Annotated in this window: 12 protein-coding genes, 14 tRNA genes, 1 rRNA gene and 1 pseudogene; 25 read left to right on the plus strand and 3 right to left on the minus strand. The window is 38.2% G+C overall.

The window, feature by feature from the left end; translation table 11 throughout:
- Positions 1-100: 100 nt before the first annotated feature.
- The 18 genes and pseudogenes from rrf (at position 101) to JCM12304_RS13985 (ending at position 6,863) form a co-directional block, all read left to right on the plus strand.
- A 5S ribosomal RNA gene (gene rrf, locus JCM12304_RS13900) occupies positions 101-216 on the plus strand.
- A 36-nt stretch (positions 217-252) separates the two neighbouring features.
- A tRNA-Asn gene (locus tag JCM12304_RS13905) sits at positions 253-327 on the plus strand.
- Positions 328-329: 2 nt separating this feature from the next.
- Positions 330-421 (plus strand) — tRNA-Ser (locus JCM12304_RS13910).
- Between the two features lie 16 nt (positions 422-437).
- Positions 438-512 (plus strand) — tRNA-Glu (locus JCM12304_RS13915).
- A gap of 4 nt (positions 513-516) precedes the next feature.
- Positions 517-592 (plus strand) — tRNA-Val (locus tag JCM12304_RS13920).
- A gap of 21 nt (positions 593-613) precedes the next feature.
- Positions 614-690 (plus strand) — tRNA-Met (locus tag JCM12304_RS13925).
- A gap of 47 nt (positions 691-737) precedes the next feature.
- Positions 738-814: transfer RNA gene (locus tag JCM12304_RS13930), tRNA-Asp, on the plus strand.
- Between the two features lie 38 nt (positions 815-852).
- Positions 853-928, plus strand: a tRNA-Phe gene (locus JCM12304_RS13935).
- Positions 929-949: 21 nt separating this feature from the next.
- Positions 950-1,034 (plus strand) — tRNA-Tyr (locus JCM12304_RS13940).
- Between the two features lie 22 nt (positions 1,035-1,056).
- Positions 1,057-1,130: transfer RNA gene (locus tag JCM12304_RS13945), tRNA-Trp, on the plus strand.
- 10 nt (positions 1,131-1,140) lie between these two features.
- Positions 1,141-1,213, plus strand: a tRNA-His gene (locus JCM12304_RS13950).
- Positions 1,214-1,238: 25 nt separating this feature from the next.
- Positions 1,239-1,313: transfer RNA gene (locus tag JCM12304_RS13955), tRNA-Gln, on the plus strand.
- A gap of 3 nt (positions 1,314-1,316) precedes the next feature.
- Positions 1,317-1,391 (plus strand) — tRNA-Gly (locus JCM12304_RS13960).
- Positions 1,392-1,400: 9 nt separating this feature from the next.
- Positions 1,401-1,474 (plus strand) — tRNA-Cys (locus tag JCM12304_RS13965).
- Between the two features lie 7 nt (positions 1,475-1,481).
- Positions 1,482-1,565: transfer RNA gene (locus JCM12304_RS13970), tRNA-Leu, on the plus strand.
- A gap of 422 nt (positions 1,566-1,987) precedes the next feature.
- Positions 1,988-3,085, plus strand: coding sequence for a metallophosphoesterase family protein (locus tag JCM12304_RS13975; RefSeq protein WP_060681027.1), 1,098 nt, complete (start codon positions 1,988-1,990; stop codon positions 3,083-3,085).
- 457 nt (positions 3,086-3,542) lie between these two features.
- Positions 3,543-4,732: pseudogene (locus tag JCM12304_RS13980) on the plus strand (DUF4317 domain-containing protein).
- 199 nt (positions 4,733-4,931) lie between these two features.
- Entirely contained in the window at positions 4,932-6,863 is a 1,932-nt protein-coding gene (locus JCM12304_RS13985) for a fructose-bisphosphatase class III (protein WP_040954448.1), read from the plus strand.
- Positions 6,864-6,995: 132 nt separating this feature from the next.
- On the opposite strand, the gene JCM12304_RS13990 is transcribed toward JCM12304_RS13985, so the two are convergent.
- Entirely contained in the window at positions 6,996-7,565 is a 570-nt protein-coding gene (locus JCM12304_RS13990; protein WP_082388048.1) for a TetR/AcrR family transcriptional regulator, read from the minus strand.
- A gap of 268 nt (positions 7,566-7,833) precedes the next feature.
- Here JCM12304_RS13990 and JCM12304_RS13995 point away from each other — a divergent pair, with 268 nt between their 5' ends.
- From JCM12304_RS13995 to JCM12304_RS20135, 3 genes are all read left to right on the plus strand, one after another.
- Positions 7,834-9,780 (plus strand): efflux RND transporter permease subunit, encoded by a 1,947-nt coding sequence (locus JCM12304_RS13995; protein ID WP_082388049.1) that lies wholly within the window; start codon positions 7,834-7,836, stop codon positions 9,778-9,780.
- 2 nt (positions 9,781-9,782) lie between these two features.
- Entirely contained in the window at positions 9,783-10,814 is a 1,032-nt protein-coding gene (locus JCM12304_RS20130; RefSeq protein ID WP_256200837.1) for a hypothetical protein, read from the plus strand.
- A 71-nt stretch (positions 10,815-10,885) separates the two neighbouring features.
- Positions 10,886-11,599 (plus strand): hypothetical protein, encoded by a 714-nt coding sequence (locus tag JCM12304_RS20135; protein WP_256200838.1) that lies wholly within the window; start codon positions 10,886-10,888, stop codon positions 11,597-11,599.
- A gap of 401 nt (positions 11,600-12,000) precedes the next feature.
- On the opposite strand, the gene JCM12304_RS14005 is transcribed toward JCM12304_RS20135, so the two are convergent.
- Complete coding sequence (locus JCM12304_RS14005; RefSeq protein WP_060681031.1) at positions 12,001-12,567, minus strand: Maf family protein; 567 nt, start codon at positions 12,565-12,567, stop codon at positions 12,001-12,003.
- 131 nt (positions 12,568-12,698) lie between these two features.
- Here JCM12304_RS14005 and JCM12304_RS14010 point away from each other — a divergent pair, with 131 nt between their 5' ends.
- A complete protein-coding gene (locus JCM12304_RS14010) occupies positions 12,699-13,100 on the plus strand; it encodes an RDD family protein (RefSeq protein ID WP_019377001.1) in 402 nt (133 codons plus the stop codon).
- A 146-nt stretch (positions 13,101-13,246) separates the two neighbouring features.
- Here the strand turns inward: JCM12304_RS14010 and JCM12304_RS14015 are convergent, their stop codons facing one another.
- Positions 13,247-13,600, minus strand: a complete 354-nt coding sequence (locus tag JCM12304_RS14015) for a winged helix-turn-helix transcriptional regulator (RefSeq protein WP_019377002.1) — start codon at positions 13,598-13,600, stop codon at positions 13,247-13,249.
- 153 nt (positions 13,601-13,753) lie between these two features.
- Here JCM12304_RS14015 and JCM12304_RS14020 point away from each other — a divergent pair, with 153 nt between their 5' ends.
- The 3 genes from JCM12304_RS14020 (at position 13,754) to hutH (ending at position 17,176) form a co-directional block, all read left to right on the plus strand.
- Entirely contained in the window at positions 13,754-14,809 is a 1,056-nt protein-coding gene (locus JCM12304_RS14020; RefSeq protein WP_060681033.1) for an LLM class flavin-dependent oxidoreductase, read from the plus strand.
- Between the two features lie 12 nt (positions 14,810-14,821).
- Complete coding sequence (locus JCM12304_RS14025; RefSeq protein ID WP_060681034.1) at positions 14,822-15,388, plus strand: NADPH-dependent FMN reductase; 567 nt, start codon at positions 14,822-14,824, stop codon at positions 15,386-15,388.
- Positions 15,389-15,679: 291 nt separating this feature from the next.
- Positions 15,680-17,176 carry a histidine ammonia-lyase gene (hutH, locus tag JCM12304_RS14030; protein WP_060681036.1) on the plus strand — a complete coding sequence of 499 codons (1,497 nt, stop codon included), beginning with the start codon at positions 15,680-15,682 and terminating at the stop codon, positions 17,174-17,176.
- Positions 17,177-17,338 lie beyond the last annotated feature (162 nt).

Below are 17,338 nucleotides of genomic sequence, written 5' to 3' on the forward strand. Positions count from 1 at the left end.
CATACATATTTACAATAAATACTTGATTTTTTCCTAGAAACAATTATAATAATGATTGTCATGAAAAATTCCTAAGTAACTCGGATCAAGTTTGAAATGGTCTGGTAGCAATAGCGGAGAGGTCACACCTGTTCTCATGCCGAACACAGAAGTTAAGCTCTCCAGCGCCGATGGTAGTTGGGACTTTGTCCCTGCAAGAGTAGGACGCCGCCAGGCATATTCAATAAAAAGTTGATCATTATATTGGATTATTCCACAGTAGCTCAGTGGTAGAGCAATCGGCTGTTAACCGATCGGTCGTAGGTTCGAATCCTACCTGTGGAGCCAATGGAGAGCTGTCCGAGTGGCCGAAGGAGCACGATTGGAAATCGTGTAGGCCGTTACCGCGGCCTCGAGGGTTCGAATCCCTCGCTCTCCGCCACCTTACTTATATTAATGGCCCGTTGGTCAAGCGGTTAAGACACCGCCCTTTCACGGCGGTAACACGGGTTCGAATCCCGTACGGGTCACCAACATGGAGGATTAGCTCAGCTGGGAGAGCACCTGCCTTACAAGCAGGGGGTCGCAGGTTCGAGCCCTGCATCCTCCACCATTAATTTTAAATTATTCACATCGCGGGGTGGAGCAGTTCGGTAGCTCGTTGGGCTCATAACCCAAAGGTCGCAGGTTCAAATCCTGCCCCCGCAACCAAATTAATTCATTGAATGACAATAGCACTTAAGAGTGCAAATTAATATGGTCCGGTAGTTCAGTTGGTTAGAATGCCTGCCTGTCACGCAGGAGGTCGCGGGTTCGAGTCCCGTCCGGACCGCCACTATTATTTAATACCATGTTGGTACTTTACAACTAAATGGCTCGGTAGCTCAGTCGGTAGAGCAAGGGACTGAAAATCCCTGTGTCGGCGGTTCGATTCCGTCCCGAGCCACCATTTTTTTGTCTTTATAAATATGGAGGGGTAGCGAAGTGGCTAAACGCGGCGGACTGTAAATCCGCTCCCTCAGGGTTCGGCAGTTCGAATCTGCCCCCCTCCACCATTTATCTTTTTAACATATAAGTAGGGGTATAGTTTAATGGTAAAACGAAGGTCTCCAAAACCTTTGATGTGGGTTCGATTCCTACTACCCCTGCCATTTTAATATGGCGGCCGTGGCGAAGTGGTTAACGCACCGGATTGTGGCTCCGGCACGCGTGGGTTCAATCCCCACCGGTCGCCCCTTTTAATATTCAATATCTTATATTGGGCTATAGCCAAGCGGTAAGGCATCGGGTTTTGATCCCGTGTATCCTAGGTTCGAATCCTAGTAGCCCAGCCAATTGCGGAAGTAGTTCAGTGGTAGAACACCACCTTGCCAAGGTGGGGGTCGCGGGTTCGAATCCCGTCTTCCGCTCCAATATATTATGGCGGTATAGCCAAGTGGTAAGGCAGAGGTCTGCAAAACCTTTATCACCGGTTCAAATCCGGTTACCGCCTCCATGAACATGCCGGTGTGGCGGAATTGGCAGACGCGCGGGACTCAAAATCCCGTTCCTTCACGGGAGTGTCGGTTCGACCCCGACCACCGGTATCATAGATATAAATACGACGACGTTTTAGCGAAATTTATTCGTTAGAGGGTCGTCTTTTTTGCGTTCATATTACGCAGTATGTGTGTGGCTAGTCTCCTGTCCATTTGTAAACAGGGGCTTTTCTTTGAACGAACGAAGGGGAGTTTTTTTTTATGGTTAAAAATCGAGATATACAAAGAAATAACTCATAAAACATACATCCGCAAAGGCAATAATTGCATTAGCTCTAGTTGATAAATTAAAAGGTTGTTAATTGTAATAAGCGTATTTATATAGAAGAAACGAGGAAACCATCTCTTCGTTTCTAAACTCCTGTCTCTCACAAAATAATTATCTTTACTAAACCTTAATTCACAATTTATTGTCAGTTAATAAATGATTGATAGTATTGAGACAAGACTTACTAAAGGAGGAACTTTGTGTGAAATTTAAAGCTATTTTTAGTACGATTACACTTGGACTAGCACTCATTTTCACTTTTGGTTTTTCTATGAACGTTGTGGAAGGTAAAACAGACAAGAATCAAAAACTGCAATTTAACAGTAACGGGAAATTTAAGATTGTACAGTTTAACGACACGCAGGATGACGAGGATATTGATCCACGAACTGTTGCTTTAATGGAGAAAACTCTAGATGAAGAAAAACCTGATTTTGTTGTGATTAACGGTGATATGATACAAGGTGATGTAAAAAACAAAAAACAAGTTAAAAAAGCAATAGACAATATTGCGCAGCCTATGGAAGAACGTGGTGTGAAATGGGCAATTACATTCGGAAATCACGATGAAGATCATACATTTAAGACTGGTATAGATGAAGAAAAGATGCTTGATATCTATATGTCATATGAACATAATATGAACCAGCCTGGCCCAAAAGGTGGTACAGGAACCGGCAATAATTCGATTGAAATCAGGAATTCCAAAAACGCAAAAGCCGCATTTAACATCTGGTTATTCGACAGTGGAAGGTATGCTCCAGATGAAGTAGCAGGTCAAGATTTTAAAGGTTATCAAACCTATGATTGGCTAAAAACGGATCAAGTCGAGTGGTATTATGAGACGTCAAAAAAACTTGAAAAGAAGAACGGCTATCCAGTTCCATCGCTTGCTTTCATGCATATCCCACTTCCGGAATTTGAGTATATGTGGTTTGCTCGCCCATACCAGGCTAATCAAGCAAGTCATCAAGAAGCAATAAAAAAGCATAACATAACCGGAGAGAAAAATGAATGTGTTTGTACTGGTCCATTTAACAGTGGTATGTTTTCAGCAATGCTAGAACGCGGGGATGTTAAAGGTGTATTCGCCGGCCATGACCATATTAATACATACGTTGGTGATTACTACGGTATTAAGCTTGGTTACGCAGGAAGTACTGGGTTTGGGGCGTATGGCCTTGGTGGCGAGGAAAATAACCGTTTGCGTGGAGCTCGAGTGTTCACATTGGATGAAAAAGATAAAGATGTATTTGTCGATACACAAATGGTCTTTGCTAGAGATTATGGGATTGAATAAGAGATTCTTGAATAAATCTAATTAGATATTAATTGCAAGGTTAATTTTAAAAGTAAGAACAGTCCTGATAAGAGATGAATCTGGCTGTTCTTTTTTCTTGTCTTTTCCCTTATGTTTAGCTTAGAGACGTGTTAGGTACATATTCTGTCCCTTCCCCTATGAAATTGATCTCTTCTTTATTATAACAGGCAAAGAAGAAGACGGAATTTGAAAAATCTTGGAATCTTAATTGAAAGAAATCTAGAAATTAATTTGTAATGGAATTAGGTAGTTGGTGAATATGTAAGATATTCTTGACGGATTCTGTCGCTTAATTTATTACTAATGAAGGAATACTAGCACAAAACTTTCCTTTCCACATTGCGTTTTATTTTCTATTAAATTTAATCACACATGCTAAAAAATGATAGAATAGATATAGAGTTATATATGTATTAGCCTTAGGAGTGAAACAGGATTGAATAAAAAAGATATCGCAAATATTCGTAAACAATTTAAAGTGAATAATGACTTATTAAAAATACATGAGATTTTTAATGTATATGTTATGAAGGAATCTAGTGAGATTTATCATTATCAAAGTGTGCCATTTGAGTTACTGGAGGATGAGCAAAAGGAGCTCTTTTTGGCTAACTTTAAGAAAGTATTGTCTGGGCAAATGGATGAGAAACTATTTGAGTTGAAGTTTCAGCGTGATGTGGAAGATAGTAGCCAGCTTATTTTACATCAGGGTCTATTAAGTAATGATACAGAGGAATGGAATAACCAAATGCTTCGTCTTGTAGAGAAAATGTTGAAAGACAAGCAATATGAGATGGACATTGTCATTACCTTCATTCGTGGTGAATATATGAAGCCGATGAAGCGCAGTAATGAGGAGTCCGAAGAGAATGCAAGAGATGCGGTTTATTCGCACTCCTTTATTATGGGAAGTATGAACAAGACACAGGACCCGAAGAAAGAACTGCTGTTTGACTATGTGGAAAAGGAATTCAAATATAATATCGTCGTAGACCCAATTATTAATTTGAAGGCACCTATGTCGGGATTCTTATTCCCGTGCTTTTCGGATAGCGCAGCAGATGTCAATCATGTGCTTTACTCAGCAGGAAAAGCCTATGAGCTGGATTATCATTTCATCGAAGAAGTTTTAAATGCCGAAGAAACAATGACCGCTGAGGATGATAAGGTTGTTTTCGAGGAAATCGTAAAAAAGGTTGCTGGTGATCAAATCAATACATCTACGCTTTCCAATGTGTATGATGAAATTCATCGGACCATTGAAGAAAATGAAGAGGAAGAGATACCGAAGTTTGACTATAAGGATGTTGAGCAGGTATTAAGGAGCAGTGGAGTTAAAGATATTGAAACAGAGAAGGTGGAAGAAGCTTTTAAAACGGTCATTGACGATGAAAAATATGAATTAAAAGCTAGTAGTATTGTACCGAAATACACATCAAAATCTATTAAAATAAAAACAAAGGTAGCGGATATTAAAGTTAGTCCGCAAGACTTAAGATATGTTCGCCAAGTACACTTCAATGGAAGATCAGCCTTATGATCGAAGTGGAGGAAAACACGATCATTGAAGGATTTGAGATGATTCCGGAAGCACTCGTTCAGAAAGTGGTAGATAAAGAGGAATAGTTTTTTGGATGAAAGGGGAGCGGTAGTAGCTCCTCTCCAGATTATTGCATTATTCATTTTCGTGGAAACGCTTGCGGAGTTGGTAGACTACCCTTAAACTATCATTAAAGAGTAGCCATTATGTAAAAAGGGCAGACATTAAATCAGTTGATCTATACAGACAAAAGAAGCATAAACCTTTTGATGGGGAGGGAATCACTTGAAAAAGAATTTTTTAGATTTGTTGGCAAAAGAATACGATTGTGAAGAAAAAGTAGTAACGGAAATTATTAACCTGGAAGCGATTCTCCATCTGCCCAAGGGTACAGAGCACTTTGTCAGTGACTTACATGGAGAATATCAGGCTTTTCAACATGTGCTAAGAAATGGTTCAGGAAAAGTGAAGGAAAAAATAAGGGATATTTTTGTAGACCAATTGACAGAAGAAGAGATGAACGAATTAGCCACATTGGTTTATTATCCGGAAGAAAAGCTGCGATTGATTAAAAATAATTTTGCCGATCAACAGAAACTTAATGATTGGTATTCGGAAACGATAGAGTATTTCATAAAATTAATTTCTTACGCTTCCTCTAAATATACGAGATCAAAGTTACGTAAAGCCTTGCCGGAGCAGTTTGTTTACGTTATTGAAGAACTGCTTTATAAAACGAATGAATATACCAATAAGAAGTACTATTATAGTCAGATTGTACAACAGATTATTTCCCTCGGGCAGGCAGATAAGCTCATTACCGGACTTGCGTATACGACACAACGATTAATTGTTGACCATCTTCATGTGGTGGGGGATATTTATGATCGTGGACCAGAACCCGATAAAATTATGGATACACTCATAAACTACCATTCGGTTGATATTCAGTGGGGGAATCATGATGTGCTTTGGCTGGGGGCATTTTCCGGTTCAAAGGTTTGCCTTGCCAATATCATTCGTATATGTGCCCGTTATGATAATTTGGATATTATTGAAGATGCGTATGGTATTAATCTTCGTCCACTTCAAAACCTTGCAGAAAAATACTATGGAGATAATCCGGCATTTCGTCCAAAGCGTAATTCAGATAAAGAGCTATCCGAACAGGAAGCACTGCAAATTACTAAAATTCATCAAGCCATTGCAATGATTCAATTTAAATTGGAGATGCCTATTATTAAGAGACGTCCTAATTTTAATATGAAAAGAAGGCTATTGCTGGAGAGAGTGGATTATAAAAACAAGGAAGTCACCATTGATGATAAAACATACCCACTGGAAAACACCTGTTTTGCTACGGTTAATCCAGACCAGCCTGGAGAATTATTGGCCGAAGAAAAAGAAGTAATTGATAAACTGCTATTCTCTGTGCAGCATTCTGAAAAGCTCGCTCGTCACATGAAATTTCTGATGAAAAAAGGCAGCCTTTATTTGAAATATAACGGAAATTTATTAATTCATGGCTGTATCCCAGTTGATGAGCAAGGGAATATGGAAGAAATGGGCATCGAAAATAAAACGTATGCAGGGCGCGAATTGCTGGATGTATTTGAACATTATTTACGGAAGGCATTTGCCCATCCTGAAGAAACAGATGATTTGGCGACAGATATGGTGTGGTATTTATGGACAGGGGAGCGTTCATCCCTCTTTGGGAAAAGAGAAATGACGACATTTGAGAGGTATTTTATCAGCGACAAAACTACACATAAAGAAACAAAAAATCCTTACTATTATTTAAGAGAAGACGAGGATATTTGCCGGAAAATATTAATGGAATTCGGTTTGAATCCAGATCAAGGTCATATTATAAATGGCCATACCCCTGTAAAAGAGATTGATGGAGAAAACCCAATTAAAGCAAATGGGAAGATGATCGTCATTGATGGAGGTTTTTCCAAGGCGTATCAGTCTACAACAGGGATTGCAGGCTACACATTATTATATAACTCCTACGGTATGCAGCTTGTGGCACATCAAAAGTTCACTTCAAAGGAAGATGTTCTATTGCACGGAACGGATGTCTTATCAGTTAGAAGATTGGTAGATAAAGAGTTAGAAAGAAAGAAAGTTCTAGAAACGAATGTTGGTGAGGAATTGCTCCAAGAGATCTTCATGTTGAATAGTTTGCTTGAAGATCGTTATATGAAGTGAAAGCTTTGATGCCATTAATTTAAAACAGACTAAAAAAGAGCCGATTTAATGGCTCTTTTTTAGTCTGTTCTTTGCTTCAGCTCTAGAATTAAGGAAATATGTTGTGTGGATCTGAAATACCGTTGAATAACCCTACTTCAACCCACTCAATCCTTGGTTAACGAGATTTGTAATTAACTGTGCCATTTCCTTGGACGATTTATCCATGCCATTATTTAGCCAAACCTTCATAATTTGAATACTTCCACTTATAATGAATGAACTTATATATTCAGACATATCATGATCAAGTCGGCTTACCTCCATCCAATTTTTCATAAGAAAATGCTGAGCTACGTCCATTACTTTTGTTTGAAAAGAGGAATCCTCGTTTATATTAAGCAGAGTCTGGCATTCATCCTGCTTTGAACCAAAGTATTCAATTAATCTCTCCGTCATTTGTAAAGATTCGTCCTCACTCTCAAAATCGTATCCGCTTAGATACATATTCAGATCCTCAATCAGTTCTTCCTCGATTTGTTCCAAGAGATCAAACTGATCAGCATAATGTGCATAGAAGGTGGAACGGTTAATATCTGCCAGTTCACATACTTCTTTTACTGTAATGGCTGAAATTTGTTTGTTCTGTAATAGTTTCATTAGGCTATCCTTTAATACCATGCGGGTATATTTCTTTCTTCTATCCAGCTTTTCGGAAGTCACGGTGAATCGCTCCTAAAAATTTTATTGTATTCCAACACAATAACCGATCATGTTGGAATACATACGTATTTTATAAAACTGTTTGTTGTAAAAACAACACGGTGTTTATATAATGATATAGTGGAATTTTTCAAAATGCAAGAGAGGGTGAACCATAATAAACATCGCGGCTCGAATTATTAAACATAAAAAGCCCATTGTACTTACTTTTTTTATAATTACATTAATCAGCGCCGTTGCTCAATTTGCGGTGGCTGTCAATTACAATATGGTAGATTATTTACCTGAAGATGCACCATCTACAGAAGCAATGGATGTGATGGAACAGGAATTTGATGGGGCGGTACCCAATACTTGTGTCATGATCAATAACGTTTCCATTCAGGAGGCACTCGCTTATAAAGAACAGCTTGCAGCCATTGATGGCGTGTCTGATGTTACATGGCTGGATGATGCGATTGACATCAAAACCCCTATTGAGATGGCTGATGAAGACACAGTAGAGTCCTATTATAAGGATAGTAACGCTCTATTCTCCTTTAGTATCCGTGAGGGAGATGAAGTAGCTGTTACAGATAAGATTTATGACCTCATTGGTGAGGACAACAATGCTATGGCAGGGGAGGCACTTAATACAGCAACCCAACAAACCATGGCCTTTACTGAAACGATGTACGCAGCAGCATTATTAATACCAATCATCATCATTATTTTGGTGATCTCAACAAGCTCATGGGTGGAACCACTGTTTTTTCTTACAGCAATTGGAGTTTCTGTATTAATAAATTTAGGAACAAATATCTTTCTTGGAGAAATATCCTTTGTTACCCAATCTGTTGCACCTATTTTACAACTTGCGGTTTCACTCGATTATGCTATCTTTCTTCTTCATAGTTTTTCTGACTATCGAAAGGAAGTGTCCGATCCTAAGGAAGCAATGCGGTTGGCAATGAAGCGGTCCTTCCCGGCAATTGTCGCCAGTGCCTCAACCACCTTTTTCGGTTTTATGGCATTAACGTTCATGAATTTTGAGATTGGATCGGATTTGGGCGTCAACCTCGTAAAAGGAATTGTATTAAGCTTTATTAGTGTTATGGTATTTTTGCCTGCTCTAACACTCATGTTTTATAAATGGATTGATAAAACCCAACATAAGCCATTGCTTCCAAGCTTTAAAAATATTGGAAGCAAAGTTATAAAGCTAAAAATCCCAAGTCTGATTCTTGTGTTCTTACTTCTGGTACCTGCTTTCTTAGCACAAAGTCAAACGAGTTTCATTTATGGGATTGGTGAACAACCCGAAACAACTCGAGCAGGTAGTGATGTGGTAAAAATTGAAGATGAATTCGGAAAAAGTACCTCAATGGTCTTACTTGTACCAAAAGGGGATGTTGCAAAAGAAGAAGAATTGGTGCAAGACTTAGAGAAAATGGAACATGTAACAAGCGTTCTATCCTATGTAAATACAGTAAGTCCCGCCATTCCTCCTGAATATTTGGATGAGTCTGTTACTGAACAATTTTATTCAGAGAATTACAGTCGAATCATCCTGCAAACAAATACAGATACAGAGGGAGATATAGCTTTTGACTTAATTGAGGATGTGGAAGCGACCACTGGAAATTATTATGGAAAAGAATTTTATGCACTTGGTGAAAGTGTTACCCTGTATGATATGAAAAATGTGGTCCAAAAAGATAATACATTGGTAAATTTGTTAACTGTTATTACAGTTGCACTTGTATTGCTTGTCACCTTTAAGTCGATTTCTTTTCCAATTATCCTTCTTTTGACCATTCAATCAGCTGTTTGGATTAATTTATCTGTTCCTTACTTTACAAGCTCTTCGCTTGTCTTTGTAGGATATCTGATTGTAAGTACGGTTCAACTCGCAGCAACGGTTGATTATGCCATTCTGTTAACGGAGGCATATAAAGAGAATCGAAAAGAAATGCCAGCCCTTGCAGCGATAAAGAAGACCCTTGACGAGAAAATTTTCTCTATTGCTATTTCTGCTTCTATCTTATCCAGTGTCGGTTTTATTCTATGGATCACTTCTTCTAATCCGGTCGTTTCATCCATTGGCTTACTACTTGGAAGAGGCGCATTGCTAGCGTTTATTATGGTGGTATTATTCCTGCCGGCGATGCTGTTGGTATTCGATAAGATTATTGAAAAGACAACCTGGAAAGCAAACTTTTATAAGGAGAAATGATGATGAATATAAAAAAGATATTGTTTGTCCTTGCAGCTGTGTTACTTGTATTGCCGTCACTTTTAGTAACAGCCTCTACAAATGATGGTAAAAGCACAGAAGCTGCAACAAAGAAAGATGGGAAGGTTTCATCAAAGGATGAAGTAGTCTATGCTACATTTAATGCGAATGGAAACACACAAAATATATATGTTGTAAACACGTTGGATGTTTCTCAAGCAGGCCAAGTGGCTGATTATGGTAATTATTCAAACCTGAAAAACTTAACAGATGACTCTGAATTGAAGCAGTCTGGTAAAAAGGTAAATGTCGCAGCTCCTGAGGGTAAATTTTATTATCAGGGGAATTTAGATAATCAGCAATTGCCGTGGAATTTCTCTATTTCTTATTATTTAGATGGAAAAGAAATTGCACCAAAAGAGCTTACAGGGAAAAATGGACATGTGGAAATCCGAATAAAAACCTCTGCTAACGAAGCAGGAAACACTGCTTTTTTTGAGAATTATTTATTACAAATTTCTCTGACGCTTGATTCAGAAGTATACAGTAAAATAAAGACTGAAGAGGGTACGATCGCCAATGCCGGTAAAAATAAACAAGTTACGTTTACTGTTATGCCTGAAAAAGAAGGTGAATTTAAGGTAGAAGCTGATGTAGTTGATTTTGAATTAAACGGGATTGAAATCACAGGAGTGCCTTCTAATATGTCCATTGATGAGCCAGATGTCGATGAAATGACAGGTGATATGAAATCTCTGACTGGAGCTATTGCAGATTTAAATAATGGTGTGAGCAAGCTTAATAATAATGTTGCTTCTTTTGAAAAAGGTGCATCGGAATTAAAAAGCGGCTCAGCTCAATACAAAAATGGATTAGCAGGCCTTAGCGGGTCTTCTTCTGAACTGGTTAATGGCTCAAATGAGATGAAACAAGCCCTGAAGAAAATGAGTAACTCACTTGGTGGAGAGGAAGAAATAGATTTAAGTAAGCTGGGAGAAATGACGAAAGGTCTTTCACAGATCTCAGGAGCTTAAGGGAAACAGCCAAGGGACTAACAACATTAAAAGACAATTATGCTAAAGCTTATAGTGCACTAGACCAAGCCATGAATGATATACCTTCAAATGATATTTCTGAAGAGGATATTGAAAAGTTGTATAATTCCGGAGCTGAAGAGAAAACGATTAAACAGTTAGTGGATACGTATACTGCTGCACGTAAGGCAAAGGGAACCTATAATGAAGTAAAGCAAGCTTTTGATTCTGTAGGTGAGACGTTAGAAGGTGTTGTCACTTCACTTCAAGATATGGCAGACAATATAGATACGATGGCCGCCAAAGTAGCTTCTTCCATAGAGAGCCTCGATGTTTCTGAGGGAATTGCACAATTGCAGGAAGGACTGACAGCATTATCTAATAACTATAATACATTCCATTCTGGGCTAATCGAATATACAAATGGAGTAAGCCAACTATCTGGTTCTTATCAAGACATCCACAATGGCATTGGTGGATTGGCAGACGGAGCAGAAAAACTGGAAGACGGTGTTGGTGAGCTTCATAATGGTACATCCAAGCTGCATGAATCAACTAAGGACTTACCTAAACAGATGACAAAAGAAATCGATGAAATGATGTCCGAATATGATAAATCAGACTTTGAAGCAGTATCCTTTGTCTCTGCTAAGAATAAGAATGTAAATTCCGTTCAGTTTGTTTTAAAAACAGAGAGTATTAAACATGAAGAGCCAGAATCAAAAGAAAAACCAACTAAAAAGGAAACAGGATTCTGGGCTCGCTTAAAAGATTTGTTCACTTGATCAGCGCAACATTATAGCGTATAAACAAAAGATGGCAGGGATGGGAATAATTTTTCCATCCTTGCCATTTTTTTATACGACCCATGGTATCTGCAGAAAAGAATAATTTTATTTTATCAGTTAACAATACAGGTGTACGAACGAGTGTTAAAACAAATGGAGGTAAAATTATGGGTAAGGATTCACACGCACCGAAGAAAAAGAACAATAAAGCTAAATTGCCTAATGAACAAAGACATTCCAAAGGAAAATCTAATGCTCGTGGTGGAAGAAATTAAAAGTTTAGTTCCCCGCTACATGTAGAGTGGGGACTAAGCTTAAAAATTTCAGCTGTTCCGTTATTGCTTTTAATATACAAAAAATTAAGCAAAGTAATTATGAGCTCTTTATCATCAATATTTCTAGTAAATAGAAAACCTGTTTAGTTCTCTGACAGTTCGAGAGAGTGGTAACCCGACAACATTAAAATAATCCCCGACAATTTGTTTAACAAACATAGCTCCAATGCTTTGGATACCATAAGCTCCTGCCTTGTCATAAGGTTCTTCAGTGGCTGTATACCATTCTATTTCTTCTTTAGATAATGGCCAAAATTCTACTTTTGTACAAACGGTGAAAATTACTTCCTCCGTTTGGGAGCGGATCATAACACCACTAAACACTTCATGAATATCACCACTTAAGGCAGAAATCATTTGCACAGCATCTTTTCTGTTCTTTGGCTTTTCAAATATCTGTTGTTTATGAGAAACAACCGTATCAGCAGATAAAATGAACTCGTTCTTACTTTCAAAAGAAACAGCACGCCCTTTTCTTAGGGCTAGCTGCCTGACTTTTTCTACTGGATCATTGGTCACTACTAATGATTCATCTATGTTTGGTAATCGCTGGATAAAAGGGATTTTTACTTGCTTTAAAAGTTCCTGTCTTCTAGGTGAGGAAGATGCCAGAATTAATTTGTTTGTCATTTTTTATGCCTCCTGAAATTCTACGTGTGTGTTTCTTATTATGCAGCTCTTGAGCTTATATATTTCTAAATTAGTGAAACCTATCCTGCTAGAATTCGTATTGTTATAGAAATAAAGAGGAGGTTTTACCTATGAATGAAATTACTAAGAAACGTACCAAGGCTTTCTTCATAGATTTGGCTATATCTACCGCAGTAACTGCAGGGGCAGAGTTTATCCTGCGCAAAAAAATTAAAAATGAGGCATTCCATGCATTAGTTACACCAACCGTAGCTATGTGGTCTTTGGAATATGCTCAGTTGCGCAGAAATGGCCAAACAATTGGCTATAAGCAGTTGGGACTCATCTTAGAAAATGAAAATGGCGGACTGCCAACTTCTCGTCAAATTTTAAAACGAATGGCCTACCGCGATACGATCAGTACATTTGCATACTTAGGAAACCCTAAAGGCTTTGATAAGGAAGAGGGAGCAATTATGCCTCATGACCACTATTCTGCAACGAAAGTAAAGGAAGTGGAGACAGTACAATAGAAGCCTCGCTAGACTACTATACCAGCTTACGGTAGCTGGTTTTTTTTATTAGTAATAATACTCCTATACACTTGCTTTTCTTACCTTATGGGCTTTGTACATCAAATTTTAATTAACCCCCTCCTTCTAGAGGTTGAGTTGAAAGGTTAATTTTGTTTAATTTGGTTTATTTGCTTCTCTTGTTTATGTGCTGTGTGTTTTGTACCCCATTCATGCATGGCCTCAAGTATTGGTTCAAGGCTTCTACCGTACTCTGTAATGGAATATTCCACTTTTGGAGGTACCTGAGGATATACTACACGCTGAATAATATCTTCTTCTTCCAGTTCACGAAGTTGCTTTGTAAGCATTTTTTGCGTTACGCCAGGCATACTACGTTTTAAATCGCTAAATCGTTTTGTCCCCTCTTGCAAAAGATGTAATAATATAATTGGTTTCCATTTTCCTACTAAAATGCCGAGCGCATCTTCCACGCGACATTCTTCAGGGACTTTGTCCATTGTTTTCCCTCCTTTAGTATCTTTTTTGATACTATACCACTTAAAAGTGCGTACTTACTTTATAGGTTTATATTGTCTATAATAACATTGGATAAATAAACAGCAAACCTTTACCCTATAAACAATAAATGCGAAAATGAAGGGGATAAAATAATGGAAAAATACGGAATTAATCCTAACAAGGGATTAGAATTTGGAATATATACATTAGGAGATCATTTACCTGACCCTTTAACAGGGAATAGAATTTCAGCAGAGCAACGCATTCATGAAATCATTGAATACGCTAAGCTGGCTGATCAGGCAGGAATAGACTTCTTTAGTGTAGGAGAGAGTCACCAGGAATATTTTGCTACCCAAGCACATGCTGTAGTTTTATCTGCCATTGCCCAAGCAACAGAAAATATTAAGATTGCCAGTTCCTCAACGATTATAAGTACATCAGATCCGGTTCGTGTATTTGAAAACTTTTCTACACTTGATTTAATATCAAACGGACGTGCAGAACTCGTCGCCGGTAGAGCATCTAGAATCGGGCTATTTGATTTGCTTGGTTATGATGTCCGTGATTACGAAGAATTATTTGAAGAGAAGTTTGATCTTTTGTTGCAAATTAACGAGCAAGAAACAGTAAATTGGCAAGGGGAATTCCGTGCTCCCTTAAAGGATGCGAAAGTACTTCCTCGACCAAAAAATGGTTCACTGCCAATTTGGCGGGCAGTCGGTGGTACTCCAGCTAGTGCGAGAAAAGCAGGGTATGCAGGTGTTCCGATGTTCCTTGCCCATCTTGGGGGACCGGCAACTTTATTTAAACGCTCAATTGACGCTTACCGTGATGCAGCTAGAAGTCGTGGATATAATCCCGATGAGCTGCCAGTTGCAACAGCAGGTTTTTTCTATGCAGCAGAGACCTCCCAACAAGCGTTAAGAGATTTGTATCCTTATATTAATGAAGGGATGAAAAAAACAAACGGGCAGGGCTTTCCGAAACAGCATTTTGCACAAGGCGTTGACCCACATAATATCATGAATATCGGAAGTCCACAGGAAATTATTGAAAAAATCCTTTATCAGCATGAAACTTTTGGTCATCAGCGGTATATCGCTCAAATTGATTTTGGTGCTATGCCTTTTGATAAGTTACAAAAAAATATTGAAATAATCGGTAATGAAATCTTACCAGCTATAAAAAAATATACAGCAAAGTAAGGAGCAATAGCATTGAAAATTGTAGGATTATCTGGTTCCAATGTTGGAACGAAAACAAGAACAGCCATGGACTATACTGCTTCAATAATTACAGAAAAGTATCCGAAAGAAGATTTTCAACTCATTGATTTGGCATCATATGATATTCAATTTAGCGACGGACGCAATTATATGGAGTATGAAGGAGATACAAAATTTGTTTTGGAAAATCTGATGGAAGCTGATGCAATTATTATTGGAACTCCGATTTTTCAAGCGTCCATCCCTGCAACCCTAAAAAACATTTTTGATTTACTTCCCATAAATGCTTTTCGAGAGAAAGTTGTCAGTATGCTAGTTACTGCCGGTTCGGCAAAGCATTATTTAATTGCGGAACAACAGCTAAAACCAATACTCGCATATATGAAGGCCCAGCTTGTACAGACGTATGTATTTATCGAAGAGGCGGATTTTCATAGAAAAGAAATTGTAAATGATGATGTCCTCTTTCGTCTGGATCGTTTAGTGGAAGATACGGTACTTCTATCCAAGACATTTATGGCAATCCATGAACAAAAAGAAGAAGAATATGACTTTTAGTTGGTATAAAAGAGACAGTTTGTTACAAAGGTGTTGTGCAAGCTGTTTTTTCATATATGAAAAAATTTTGTTCTACGTTTCTTGTCAGCTGTCTCTGGCATGAATTGTTAAATAAAAAATAAATGAATAACAAAGGTTTACTGCACTACGTTAATGAACTATTGTTTTAATGAATTAATATACTAAATATTCTGTAAATTTATTGACATGAACGTTTATCCCTATTACAATACGTTTAAAGTGTAGAGATTAATTTCTTCGGTAAGTAATTAATCTGGATGGGAGAATCGTATGATTTATTTAAATGGATCGAAGCTATCAATAAATGATATGGAAGCGATTTGCTATAGGGATGAGAAGGTAGAGATCGATAAAGAAAGTATGGGCGAAGTTGAAAAAAGTCGCTATGCAGTGGAACGAATTGTTAAAGAAGGAAGTACAGTATATGGAATTAATACAGGGTTTGGCAAATTTAGTGATGTGCGGATTAAAGAGAAGGATGTAGACGAACTTCAGTTACATTTAATTCGTTCACATGCTTGTGGTGTTGGTGCCCCTTTTTCGAAAATAGTGAGCAAGGCAATGGTAGTTCTAAGGCTAAACGCCCTTTTAAAAGGTTTTTCAGGAGTACGTCCATGTATTGTAGAACGTTTAAGAGATCTTGCAAATGAAGACATTATTCCTGTAATTCCTAGTCAGGGTTCTTTAGGTGCTTCTGGAGATTTAGCTCCCTTAGCTCATTTAGCTCTCGTTATTATAGGTGAGGGTGAGGTTTATGATGGCTCCAAGATAAAAGAAACGAAGGAAGTGTACAAGGAGAAAGGGTATGAACCCTTAACATTAACAGCAAAGGAAGGTCTTGCGCTAATTAACGGCACACAGGCAATGACTGCAATGGGTGTTGTTAACTATATAAAAGCAGAAAAGCTTGCGAACCAAGCAGATTGGATTGCTTCTATGACGTTGGAAGGACTTGAAGGAATTATAGATGCGTTTCACCCAGCAATTCACCAGGCAAGAGGATATCCTGAACAAGTTGAAGTTGCGTATCGGATCAGGGAAATTAACAAAGGTAGTAATTTAATGACTACACAGGGAGAAAAGCGTGTGCAGGATGCTTATTCTTTAAGGTGTATTCCTCAAGTGCATGGAGCGTCACGACAAGCCTTAGCTTATGTAAAAGAAAAATTAGAGATAGAAATGAATGCAGCTACTGATAACCCACTTTTGTTTGATGATGGGGAAACAATTGTATCAGGTGGTAACTTCCATGGCCAGCCCATTGCGATTGCAATGGATCTTTTGAAAATTGCTGCTGCAGAATTAGCAAACATCGCTGAGCGTAGAATTGAAAGACTTGTTAATCCACAATTGAATGATTTGCCGGCATTTCTCAGTCCTAATCCCGGCCTGCAATCAGGTGCAATGATCATGCAGTATACGGCTGCATCCCTGGTTTCTGAAAATAAAACCTTGGCACATCCTGCGAGCGTGGATTCCATTCCATCCTCGGCCAATCAGGAAGATCATGTAAGTATGGGAACGATTGGTGCAAGACATGCGCATCAAATTATTGAGAATGCACAAAAAGTCTTGGCAATCGAACTATTCTGTGGCATGCAGGCACTGGAATACCGGGATAAAAAAATGGCATCCCCTTCGATTCAACGATTATACAAAGAAGGTAGATCTGTCGCACCCTCTATTCAGCTAGATAGAGTTTTCTCGAAAGATATCGAAAACCTTGCTGACTGGATGAACAAAACTACTTTCGACTTTGGTTGCTAACATATAGAAATTTAAAGATCGGTTAATGGCCGATCTTTTTGTATGGATATTTTGACGTTTCCATATGTAGTGGAACCTCCTGACGAGTAAAGCTTTCTGTGACAGTAAATAAATGCATGAGTAAGTTGCTTCAATATTTTCTTTTTTCATATTATGATAGTG

The organism is Virgibacillus halodenitrificans JCM 12304 (assembly GCF_001310895.1).
GTDB classification, from domain to species: Bacteria; Bacillota; Bacilli; order Bacillales; family Amphibacillaceae; genus Virgibacillus_Q; species Virgibacillus_Q halodenitrificans.